Annotated in this window: 9 protein-coding genes; 5 read left to right on the top strand and 4 right to left on the bottom strand. The window is 39.3% G+C overall.

Translation table 11 applies throughout. From position 1 onward, the window contains the following. Positions 1–159 precede the first annotated feature (159 nt). From dxs to H5087_RS19830, 3 genes are all read right to left on the bottom strand, one after another. The gene (gene dxs, locus H5087_RS19840; protein ID WP_182673125.1) at positions 160–2,022 is read right to left on the bottom strand and encodes a 1-deoxy-D-xylulose-5-phosphate synthase; all 1,863 of its coding nucleotides are present in this window, start codon (positions 2,020–2,022) and stop codon (positions 160–162) included. Between the two features lie 105 nt (positions 2,023–2,127). Next, positions 2,128–3,015, bottom strand: coding sequence for a (2E,6E)-farnesyl diphosphate synthase (gene ispA / locus H5087_RS19835; protein WP_024597198.1), 888 nt, complete (start codon positions 3,013–3,015; stop codon positions 2,128–2,130). Between the two features lie 2 nt (positions 3,016–3,017). Beyond that, a complete protein-coding gene (locus tag H5087_RS19830) occupies positions 3,018–3,260 on the bottom strand; it encodes an exodeoxyribonuclease VII small subunit (RefSeq protein ID WP_002961738.1) in 243 nt (80 codons plus the stop codon). A gap of 321 nt (positions 3,261–3,581) precedes the next feature. Here H5087_RS19830 and pomA point away from each other — a divergent pair, with 321 nt between their 5' ends. From pomA to H5087_RS19810, 4 genes are all read left to right on the top strand, one after another. Next, positions 3,582–4,349 carry a flagellar motor protein PomA gene (gene pomA, locus H5087_RS19825; protein ID WP_024597197.1) on the top strand — a complete coding sequence of 256 codons (768 nt, stop codon included), beginning with the start codon at positions 3,582–3,584 and terminating at the stop codon, positions 4,347–4,349. Positions 4,350–4,351: 2 nt separating this feature from the next. After that, complete coding sequence (locus tag H5087_RS19820; RefSeq protein WP_182673124.1) at positions 4,352–5,272, top strand: flagellar motor protein MotB; 921 nt, start codon at positions 4,352–4,354, stop codon at positions 5,270–5,272. Positions 5,273–5,485: 213 nt separating this feature from the next. Further along, on the top strand, positions 5,486–5,986 hold the full coding sequence (locus H5087_RS19815; RefSeq protein ID WP_002961730.1) for a hypothetical protein: 501 nt from the start codon (positions 5,486–5,488) through the stop codon (positions 5,984–5,986). A 50-nt stretch (positions 5,987–6,036) separates the two neighbouring features. Further along, on the top strand, positions 6,037–7,977 hold the full coding sequence (locus H5087_RS19810) for a DNA topoisomerase III (protein WP_182673123.1): 1,941 nt from the start codon (positions 6,037–6,039) through the stop codon (positions 7,975–7,977). Between the two features lie 67 nt (positions 7,978–8,044). On the opposite strand, the gene H5087_RS19805 is transcribed toward H5087_RS19810, so the two are convergent. Then, positions 8,045–9,355: a M20 family metallopeptidase gene (locus H5087_RS19805; RefSeq protein ID WP_182673122.1), complete on the bottom strand. Its 1,311-nt coding sequence runs from the start codon at positions 9,353–9,355 to the stop codon at positions 8,045–8,047. Between the two features lie 111 nt (positions 9,356–9,466). Between H5087_RS19805 and H5087_RS19800 the strand changes: the two genes are divergently transcribed. After that, positions 9,467–10,324, top strand: a complete 858-nt coding sequence (locus tag H5087_RS19800; RefSeq protein ID WP_165744058.1) for a tetratricopeptide repeat protein — start codon at positions 9,467–9,469, stop codon at positions 10,322–10,324. Positions 10,325–10,580 lie beyond the last annotated feature (256 nt).

Below are 10,580 nucleotides of genomic sequence, written 5' to 3'. Positions count from 1 at the left end.
AAGTGTTGCTTGCAGTGCTTGTTCTATATTCACAAAAAAATCCGTAGTTAGTTTCCTAACTACGGATTTTGCATGATCGTTTGGATCGGTCAACCGGTCATTTTCTTAACTGATCGGCATTAGCCTTGAGGCTCCTTTTTAATAAACTAAGTAAATAGCTTAAGCGATAAACGCCTTAATAGCGTTTAATATTCCTTGCTCGCCTAATCCCATTTCATCGTGCATTTCATCTTGTGTGCCATGTTTAATAAATTCATCAGGAATACCTAAGTTAAGGATATTAATATCAGCCTTTTGCGTTGCCAAGTATTCATTAACTGCAGAGCCGGCACCGCCAGCAATCGCGTTATCTTCAAGCGTAACAAAGGTATCGTGGCTAGTAGAAAGCTCATTTAAAAGTGCAGTATCAAGTGGTTTAATAAAACGCATATTAACAAGCGTTGCATCTAATTCGTTAGCAGCAAGCTGTGCATTATCAAGTAATGTACCAAATGATAAAATTGCAATTTTACTGCCTTTCTTAATTGTATCTGCCTTACCTATTTCAAGCAGTTGCATAGTGCTTCCAATGTCTGCAGTACCTGCGCTACCTCGAGGGTAACGAACTGCAACAGGGCAGTTTGCTTTATAACCGGTGTATAGCATTTGGCGGCATTCGTTGGTGTCGCTTGGTGCCATAATTACCATATTTGGAATACAGCGCATAAAGCTTAAATCGTACGCACCTTGGTGAGTTTCACCATCGGCTCCAACAATACCAGCGCGGTCAATGGCAAATAATACAGGTAAGTTTTGCAGTGCAACATCATGTATTAATTGGTCATACGCACGTTGTAAAAAGCTCGAGTAAATAGCAACAACAGGTTTTAAACCTTCACAAGCAAAACCAGCCGCTAAAGTAACTGCATGCTGCTCTGCAATGGCCACATCAAAGTATTGATCTGGAAACTCTTTAGAAAAACGTACCATGCCAGAGCCTTCGCGCATTGCTGGCGTAATAGCCATTAACTTGCTGTCTTGCTTTGCCATGTCGCATAACCAATCGCCAAAAACTTTTGAAAAAGTAGCAGCGCTAGGTTTAGATTTAGGCAGGCTAGTTGTGCTTGGGTCGAATTTTGGTACACCATGGTAGCCAATAGGATCGGCTTCAGCCGGTTTGTAGCCCTTACCTTTTTGCGTTTTTATATGTAAAAGCTGTGGGCCTTTTAAATTACGCATATTACGTAATGTATCTACAAGCATGTTTACATCGTGACCATCAATTGGGCCTATGTAATTTAGGCCTAATTCTTCAAAGAAGGTCCCCGGGATCATCATGCCCTTAATGTGCTCTTCCATTTTACTGGCAAGTTGCTTTACCGGAGGCACACCTGAGAGTAACTTTTTACTGCCTTCACGAATGTTAGTATAAAAGCTACCTGATAAAATTCGGGCAAAGTGATTTGTTAATGCGCCAACATTTTCTGAAATCGACATTTCGTTATCATTTAAAATAATAAGCATGTCTGATTTTACATCACCTAAATGATTCATCGCTTCAAATGCCATGCCTGCGGTGATAGCTCCGTCACCAATAATGGCTACAGATTTTCGACCTTTGCCTTCTTTTTGGGCGGCAATAGACATACCTAAGGCAGCTGAAATAGAGGTGCTTGAATGGCCTACGCTAAACGTATCGTATTGGCTTTCATCGCGAAAAGGAAAAGGGTGCAAACCGTCTTTTTGGCGAATAGTGTGCATTTGGTCGCGACGACCTGTAAGGATTTTATGTGGATAAGCTTGGTGACCCACATCCCAAACTAGGCGATCGTCTGGAGTGTTATAAACATAATGTAGCGCAACGGTTAGTTCAACCGTCCCTAAACCAGACGCTAGATGACCGCTACTTTGCGATACTGAGTTGAGTAAATAATCGCGCAGCTCATTGCTAAATGCAGGGAGTTTGTCTTGCGCTAAGTCACGCAATTGGGCTGGCTCGTCAACCAAATTAAGTAATGGATACTTGCTACTATCAAGTGTCATGGTTTTATATATATCCTTCGCTAACATTAATTCATTCAAAGCTTTTACGAATAATTAATGTTGAGTAATAATGTCAGTGCTAATTGCAATACGTATGAGCAAAAATTAGTGGTCACGCTCAATTAGGTAATTTGCTAGCGACGCAAGAAGTGTTGTGTCAGCATCTATATTTGCCAACGCTTCATGGGCTTGTTGTATTAAATTTTGCGCCTTTTCTTTAGCGCCTAGCATACCTAATAACGCCGGATATGTCGCTTTATTCGCGGCAATATCGGAGCCTTGTGGTTTACCTAAAGTAACCGTATCGCCTTCAACATCTAAAATGTCGTCGTGTACTTGAAACGCCAGCCCTATAGCATACCCAAAAATGCTTAAATTTTCTAAGGTTTGTTGATCTGCCTTTTCACTGCACAGTGCACCAAGTGTAATTGCACAATTAATTAAAGCTCCGGTTTTTAGCTTATGTATTCGCTCAAGCTCTTGTACGGTAATTACTTTATCTGTTGCTGCTATGTCAAGACCTTGTCCGCCTACCATGCCCTCAAGGCCTGATGCGTTGGCAAGCGTAGCAATCATTTTTACTTGTGTTTGCGACGAGCATGTAAATTTGTGATTCGCAATAAGCTCAAAGGCGAGTGTTTGTAGGGCATCACCGGCTAAAATTGCATTTGCCTCGCCAAATTCTATATGGCAAGTAGGGCGGCCACGGCGTAAGTCGTCATCGTCCATAGCGGGCAAATCATCATGAACTAGCGAATAGCTATGGATACACTCAATTGCAGCTGCAAGTACATGTAAGTCTTGCTGGTTTGCACCGAGCATTTTACCTGTAGCATAAACTAAAAATGGACGTAATCTTTTACCGCCATTAAATAATCCATACTGGGTGGCGTTCTTGACTGTTTCTTCAGTATCGAGAGGCTGTTTAAAATGCTGTTGTAAGGTCGCTACTACATCTTTTTGAGCACGTTCGATATAATTATTTATGCTCACAGCTATTCCATATCATTATCAAAATTCGTAAGAACTGACTTTTCGCCATTCCCCATCAAAATTGATACTTTTTGTTCTGCTTGCTGTAATTTACCTGATGAAGCACTTGCTAATGCAATTCCACGCTCAAATTGCTTTAACGATTGCTCAAGCGATAAGTCACCTTGTTCCATGTCACTAACGATTGTAGATAATTCTTCTAGTGCTTGTTCGAAACTTAAGTTTTCAGGTTTTTTAGTCGCCATCTTTATTTCAGCTTACATAATAAATTTAGGGGTCAATTTTAGGGGGAATGCTAAACTAGGTCAAAGGATGATATTGGTTTTTTACCTTTATAACGTTAAATTATATTTCAAGTGTATTAATAAAGCCTTAATAGCGGTCTGTTAGTTTAATAAATCAATTGATAATTAGGTAGCCCTTATAACTTGATCTAAAATAGTGCTAAAGGCTGCTTTTTATGTTTATTTATAAAAATGGCTTAAGCAATTCAATATGTTGCCGATAAGCAGTTAATAATAAAAGTTTATGATAAGGCCATTAAGCATGAAACTTCTGGAGGAAATGTGGATTTAGCAACCATAATCGGGATCCTAGGCGCAATTGGCTTAATTGTCATGTCTATGTTTATGAGTAGTAGCGGTGAAATGGCTATGTTTGCCGATGCTCCTTCTAGTGTAATTGTATTTGGTGGTTCACTTTTCATTGTTTTATCAAATTTCACCATGTCACAGTTTTTGGGTATAGGTAAAGTTGTTGCTAAAGCGTTTATGTTTAAAATTGAAACGCCAGAAGAACTTATTGAAAAAGCAGTAGAACTTGCTGATTCAGCTCGTAAAGGGGGCTTTTTAGCACTCGAAGAAGCTGAAATCCCAAATCCATTTATGCGCAAAGGCGTCGACATGCTTGTTGATGGCCATGACGCAGATGTTGTTCGCGCCACACTTCAAAAAGACATCTCTTTAACCACGACTCGACATGAAATGGGCGCAGGCTTATTTAAGTCATTAGCCGATATTGCACCAGCAATGGGAATGATTGGTACTCTAATTGGCTTAGTTGCAATGTTATCTAACATGGATGACCCAAAAGCAATTGGCCCGGCAATGGCGGTAGCGCTTTTAACAACTTTATATGGTGCGTTTTTAGCCAATGTTGTGGCAATTCCTATTCAGGTAAAACTTGAACTGCGTAAAGACGAAGAGGCTATGAATCAGCGTTTAATTTTAGATGCTATTTTAGGTATACAAGATGGCCAAAATCCAAAAGTAATCGAAGGTATTTTGAAAAATTACTTAGCTGAATCTAAACGAAAAGTAGATACCGAGGAGTAATTATGTCTGATCAAGAGTGCAAATGCCCACCACCAGGCCTACCAGCATGGATGGGAACGTTTGCCGATTTAATGTCACTGTTAATGTGCTTTTTTGTACTCTTGCTTGCGTTTTCAGAAATGGATGTACTTAAGTTTAAACAAATTGCGGGCTCTATGAAGTTTGCTTTTGGTGTGCAGAATAAAATTGAAGTAAAAGATATCCCTAAAGGTACCTCTGTTATTGCTATGGAGTTTACCCCAGGCAAACCAGAACCCACTCCAATAGAAACTATTCAACAACAAACAGTAGAAATGACTCAACAAATGTTAGAGTTTCAGGCTGGAGATGAAAGCTCAGCTGGCGGCAGGCAAGAACAACGCGGGGACAAACGTGGTGGCGAATCTCGTAGTACTTCTCAAGAGCAATCGTCAGAGCAAGCAACTTCAGCTGCGGATCAAGAACAAACTAATGAGCTTGTTAAAAAAATAGCGCAACAACTCGAAAAGCAAATAATAGATGGCGCGATTGAGCTTGAATCTTTAGGGCAGCAAATAATTATTCGTATTAGAGAGAATGGTTCATTTCCCTCAGGTAGTGCATTTTTACAACCTAAGTTTAAACCCATAATTCAAGATATTGGTGAGCTGCTAAAAGATGTACCTGGCGAAATTACTGTATCTGGCCATACCGACGATTTTCAGGTATCGAATGAGTTATATATTAACAACTGGGACCTATCATCAAAGCGAGCTGTAGCAGTAGCAAGCGAACTACAAACAGTGCAAGGGTTTGATAAAAACCGCATGATGGTAGTAGGGCGCGCCGATACTCGCCCACTTGTACCAAACGATTCAAATGAAGACCGCCGAAGAAACCGTCGTGTAGAAATATCAATTCTACAAGGTAAGGCTAAAGAGTCTGATCCGATTGACGTGCGTTAAGCTAGAGCTTGACGCTATCGCTTATTGAATAAGTTTCACTTTAAGGTACTTTGTTCGTTTAAGTACCTTGGCAATCCTATTGTTTTAGCTTAAAGTACATTTCCTTAACATATGTGATGGAGTTTCTGTGAAAATAATCAATAAATATTGTGGCATGCCAGGTAATGGTGATGGTACAGATGACGATAAAAAAACAAAGTAAGGCTGAATGTTTTGCCTGAATGGTTTTTGTATATTGTTAGTATTTTAAGTAAAAGCTGGGTTTTAATGCTAAGCCCAGCTATTTTTATATTTTTTGTATTTAAAGATCGCCTAGCCTTTCGATTTGTATTACTGACCGCAGCTTTTTTCCTCTTTGGTAACCTAACTGCTTCAAGCCTAAGAGGGTTTGATGACATTTATATTTATCGTTATTTAGTTTGGGCGCTAACAGATATTATTTGGATGGCACTTATCGCTTACTGGGGGATAAAAGATAAAGTGTACCTATGGCAATGTGCTATTGGTCAATTGGTAGTTATTGGTGCACCTATATTGCAACTATTCCGCTTAGTTGATCGTCATTTATGGGATTTAGCTTACAGTACTGCTGTTTATCAGACTCTAATACCATTTATCAACATAGCCACAGTTGTTGTGTGTTATTTACCTCTAATTATTCTTTTCACTAAACAAGGTAGTTTTAGGGCAAAAGATAAAACTCCCCACCTTTAAAATAGCTGTGCTAAACTACTGTTTATATGAACAGTGAGTGAGCGGCTCCCATGAAACTCTACATTGCAGAAAAACCATCATTAGGCAGAGCAATTGCCGATGCCTTACCAAAACCACATAAAAAACACGATGGGTATATAGAAGTAGCTAATGGTGATTGTGTTTCATGGTGTATAGGGCACTTACTTGAGCAAGCAGAACCCGATGACTACGATGAGCGTTTCAAAAAGTGGCAGTTTGATCACTTACCTATAATACCTGAGCAGTGGAAGTTAAAAGCCAAAACCAAAACTCGCAAACAGCTCACTGTTTTAAAAAAATTAATTAAACAAGCCTCGCAACTTATTCATGCTGGCGATCCAGACCGTGAAGGCCAGCTTCTGGTCGACCAAGTAATAGAAGAAGCTAAAATAAGTCAGGCTAAAAAACAAAGTGCGCAACGTTTACTCATTAGTGATTTAAACTTATCGGCGGTAAAGAAATCATTGGGCACAATGCGTTCTAATCGAGATTTTGTTCCGTTAAGTGTATCTGCTTTAGCGCGCTCTCGTGCTGATTGGCTATTTGGTATGAATTTAACACGTGCATACACATTAGCTGGGCAAAAAGCAGGATTTGGTAATGTGCTTTCGGTAGGGCGGGTTCAAACCCCTATTTTAGGTCTTGTTGTTAATAGAGATAACGAAATAGCGAACTTTGTATCTAAGCCTTTTTACGATGTATTGGCGCATTTGCTTACTCCAGATAATCAACCATTCATAGCTAAGTGGATTCCTAGTAAAGCATGTGAGCCACATCAAGATGAAGAAGGGCGAATACTTAACAAAGCTCTTGCAGAAAATGTTGCTTCACGTATTACAAAGCAAAGTGCTGAGCTTACTTCTCTCGACCAAAAACAAAAAAAGCAAAGTGCTCCATTACCTTATAATTTATCTGCACTACAAATCGATGCGGCTAGAGCATTTGGTATGCCAGCTCAAAAAGTATTGGATATTTGCCAAATACTTTACGAACGTCATAAATTAATAACTTACCCACGCTCAGACAATCGTTATTTACCTAAAGATCACCATCAAGAAGCATCTGCTATTTTAAAGGCAATAAATGCTAATGGGGGGCAAAGTAGTGAATTAGTAAACGGGGCTGATGTAAAAAAGCGTAGTAAATGTTTTAACGATTCAAAAGTAGCTGCCCATCATGCCATTGTGCCTACGGCTAAGCAGTTAAAGTCAACTAGTTTGAGCGGTGATGAAGCAAAGGTATATCAATTAATAAGCCGTCATTACTTAATTCAGTTTTATCCCGACTATATATATAACGAAACTAAAGCTGAGGTCATTATTGCAGGTGGGCTTTTTAAGGCAAATGCAAAGCAAGATGTAAGCTTGGGTTTTAAGGCGTTAATGGGTAAATCTGAATTAAAAGGTGAAGCCTCGCTACCTCCTTTAACAAAAGGTATGCCTCTTTTTTGTGATAAAGGCGAAGTAGTCGAAAAGCATACGTCGCCTCCTGCTTATTTTACCGACGCGACATTATTGGCTGCGATGACGGGCATTAGCCGTTATGTTAAAGATCCACAAATTAAAAAAGTATTAAAAGACACCGATGGTTTAGGTACGGAGGCAACACGTGCGGGAATAATCGAGTTGCTATTTAAGCGGCGTTTTTTAAAACGTGAAGGTAAGTCAATTAGAGCGACCGAAACGGGACTTGCTCTTATTAGCGTATTACCACAAGGTTTAGCGAGTCCTGATTTAACCGCAAAGTGGGAGTCGAGCTTAGGTGATATTGCACAGCAGGCAATGAGTTATCAGCAATTTTTACAACCTTTACTTGCTGACCTAAATGAGTTTGTTCAATTAGCAGCAAACTGCGATAGCAATGCATTTGCGAAGTTACCAAAAAGCTCACCTAAAAAACGTTTTGCTAAACGAGGTGGAAAAGCGACCTTTAAAAAGTCGAGTTATAAAAAAAGTTCTGTTGCTAGTTAGCAACAGAGCTTTTCTATTAAACCATATTACTTAATGTTGAATTGGTATTACTTAACCTAAACTTAGGTTACTTATTAAATAAGGCAACAGCAGCGTTACTCATTGCTTTTATTCCGGTAGGGATAGCAACTTTATAATCTGGTGCAAATTTACTAGAGTGTAGGGAAGGGAGAACCTCACCTGTTTTTATCGAATCTGCATATTGTGCTTGGTTTACACCACCTAGCCAAAATAATGTAATAGGAATATTTTCATCGGTGCGTCCGTATAGGCCAAAGTCTTCACCTGCCATTACAGCTTGTGTTTCAAGCACATTAGTATCACCAATTGCACTGGCGATAGAGTTTCTAACAATGTCTGTTTGTGCAGGGTTATTATAAGTAGACGGAATAGATTCATCTTCATGTACATATACAACAGGGTAGCTTGATTCATCTAATCCAGCACTTTGTGCAATACCTGCGGTGATTCGTTTTATTGCTGCTATTTGAGCGCTTCTTACATCGGGGTTATAGCTTCTAAGAGTGAGTTGTAGTTTTACTTCATCCGAAATCACATTATGTTTTGAACCACCATGAATAGACCCCACAGTAATAACAGAAGGCTCAAGCGGTGAAAGCTCTCGGCTTGTGATTGTTTGCAAAGCAAGTACAGTGCGTGCAGCTATAACCACTGGGTCTATAGTTGTATGCGGATAAGCACCATGACCACCTTTACCTTTAATTGTAATATCGACAGAATCTACACTTGCCATCGTGTATTCATTTTTCATTGATACCTTACCAGCGGGGACGCTAGCGCTTACATGTAAAGCAATTATATGATCAGGTTTTACATATTTACTAAATAGTCCTTCGCTTAACATCGCTTTAGCACCCCCACCTACTTCTTCTGCAGGTTGTGCAACCATCATTAATGTACCTTGCCACTGTTTTTTATGAGCAATTAACTGCTCTGCAGTTCCAATAAAAGAGCTCATGTGGATATCGTGGCCACAGCCGTGCATTACACCTACTTTTGCACCGTGCTCGTCTATTACTTTGACTTTTGAGGCATAGGATTTTCCTGTTTGCTCAATAATAGGTAAGCCATCAGTATCAGTGCGGATCATTACTGTCGGCCCCTCACCATTTTTATAAATACCAACTACACCAAAGCCACCTACATTACTTGTTACTTTAAAACCCAGCTGAGTTAATCTATCTGCTATCTTTTTACCTGTTTTTTGTTCGTGATAAGAGAGCTCTGGGGATTGGTGTAAGTCGAGGTAAAACTTTTCAATAGCTGGCATGGCTTTGCTTAAATTCAAATCGAGTCCATTTGCTTGTACTAATGGGCTTGCTAATAAAAGTATTGCACTTAGGTAAGTTAATTTCATATTTTCCCTTATTGTTGAATATGTATACCGAGTGATTTAGGTATATGACTTGTAATTATTATGTTCATCACCATATAAAAACCTAAATAGACGAATATGGCAATCAATTCAATGAGCAACATAGTTAGTATTAATGCGCAAAACCTTCAACAAGTACTCGGTGAAACATCACAACAAAAATTGGTGTTGCTTAACTTTTTCTCTCCTCAAAGTCCTGACTGTATAGGACAGGCCGCAATTTTAGATAAAGTAGCAGCAGAATATGCAAGCTATATAGTAGTAGCAAACCTAGATTGCGATGCAGAACAAGCACTCGCTTCTCAACTTGCGCAACAAGTTGGTCTGCAAACACTGCCTACGCTTGTATTATTAAAAGACTCCGCACCAGTAGATTTACTTGCAGGTGTTCAAAGCGAAGCGCAAATACGCGAAGCCCTAGCAAAGCATTTACCTGCGCAACAAGACTTACTATTAGAACAAGCAAAGCAAGCGTTATTAAAGTCAGATTTAAATGCTGCATTTAATTATGCAAAGCAAGCTTATGAAATAGACAGCGGTAATGCACGTATCAAGTTAGTGCTAGCAGACATATGTATTCAAATTCACAAGGTAGATGAAGCGCAAGCGCTTATAAATACAATAGGTGCACAAGAGCAAGATGCTTACTTTAATAATATTAAAGCAAAATGCGAAGCCGCGCTTGAAGCAAAAGACTCACCAGAGATTAAAGAAAAGCAACAACAAGTAGAAAAGTATCCAAATGACTTAGAACTAAAAGAAGAGCTCAGTATTTTACTTAATGAAGCAGGCAGAAAAGAAGAGGCATTGGATGTACTGTTTACAGTTCTACAAAAAGATCTGAACTTCAACGAAGCAAAACCAAGCTTTTTAGCCATTATTGCCTCTTTACCTGATGGCGACGCACTCGCAGCTAAGTATCGCCGCAAGTTATATAGTATTTTATACTAGGGTCTGTTGCTCTTTGCGGATTAAAATTTGTTCAAACTAGGGGCTATTTAATCGCGGCGCGAGATTTGTAACCTAGTGGGCTAAGTAAAAACCGAGTAACAAAGAGTAAATAGCCCCTAGGAAGAACCCTTTGGGCTGAGGGATCCCCATTTTATCCAGCGGCCTCTTTTTCGTAATTCAAAATAAAGTTTTTTAAACTTTTTTCTATATAGCTTTGTGTAATACGTCTCTTACATAGCTTTATGACTTGCTTGGC

It is taken from the genome of Pseudoalteromonas sp. SR43-7 (assembly GCF_014163785.1).
Classification (GTDB): domain Bacteria; phylum Pseudomonadota; class Gammaproteobacteria; order Enterobacterales; family Alteromonadaceae; genus Pseudoalteromonas; species Pseudoalteromonas distincta.
This window is presented reverse-complemented; position numbering and strand designations above follow the sequence as displayed.